Consider the following 1180-nt stretch of genomic DNA (forward strand, 5'->3'; position numbering starts at 1 on the left):
ATTAAGCAATCACGTTAGCCACAACGCCCGCACCAACGGTACGACCACCTTCACGAATCGCAAAACGCAAACCGTTTTCCATAGCGATAGGTGCAATCAACTCAACAGTGATTTTCACGTTTTCGCCTGGCATAACCATTTCCACACCCTCAGACAAAGTAACTGCACCAGTTACGTCAGTCGTACGGAAGTAGAATTGTGGGCGGTAGTTAGCGAAGAATGGCGTATGACGGCCACCTTCTTCTTTGCTCAACACATACACTTCAGCTTCAAATTTAGTGTGCGGAGTGATAGAACCTGGTTTAGCCAATACCTGACCACGTTCAACGTCTTCACGCTTCGTACCACGCAATAATACACCAACGTTATCACCAGCTTGACCTTCGTCCAACAATTTGCGGAACATTTCCACGCCAGTACAAGTGGTTTTTTGCGTGTCTTTCAAACCAACGATTTCAATCTCTTCGCCTACTTTGATGATACCGCGCTCTACACGACCAGTAACTACTGTACCACGACCAGAGATAGAGAATACATCTTCGATTGGCAACAAGAATGGTTTATCAACAGCACGTTCTGGAGTAGGAATGTAGCTATCCAAAGCAGCAGCCAATTCAAAGATTTTTTCTTTGTATGCAGCGTCGCCTTCCAATGCGCGCAATGCAGAACCTTGAACGATTGGGCAATCGTCGCCTGGAAAATCGTAGCTAGACAACAAGTCACGGATTTCCATTTCAACCAATTCCAACAACTCAGCATCATCGACCATGTCGCATTTGTTCATGAATACGATGATATAAGGTACACCTACTTGGCGAGCCAACAAGATGTGTTCGCGAGTTTGTGGCATAGGACCGTCAGCTGCTGAACATACCAAGATTGCGCCGTCCATTTGTGCCGCACCAGTAATCATGTTTTTCACATAGTCCGCGTGACCTGGGCAGTCTACGTGTGCGTAGTGGCGAGTTTCAGTTTCGTATTCAACGTGAGCAGTGTTAATGGTAATACCGCGAGCTTTTTCTTCTGGAGCTGCGTCAATTTGGTCGTAGGCTTTTGCAGTACCGCCAAAGCGTTCAGCCAAAATAGTTGTCAAAGCCGCAGTCAAAGTGGTTTTACCATGGTCAACGTGACCGATTGTACCTACGTTTACGTGCGGTTTCGTGCGTTCAAATTTTTCCTT

General features: G+C 46.4%; 1 protein-coding gene. It reads right to left on the bottom strand.

Annotated elements, in window-relative coordinates:
• Position 1 precedes the first annotated feature (1 nt).
• The coding region (gene tuf / locus BQ5809_RS08010; RefSeq protein ID WP_032133099.1) for an elongation factor Tu at positions 2-1180 on the bottom strand (1179 nt) is incomplete at its 5' end.

This window comes from Kingella kingae ATCC 23330, assembly GCF_900111845.1.
Taxonomy (GTDB): Bacteria; Pseudomonadota; Gammaproteobacteria; order Burkholderiales; family Neisseriaceae; genus Kingella; species Kingella kingae.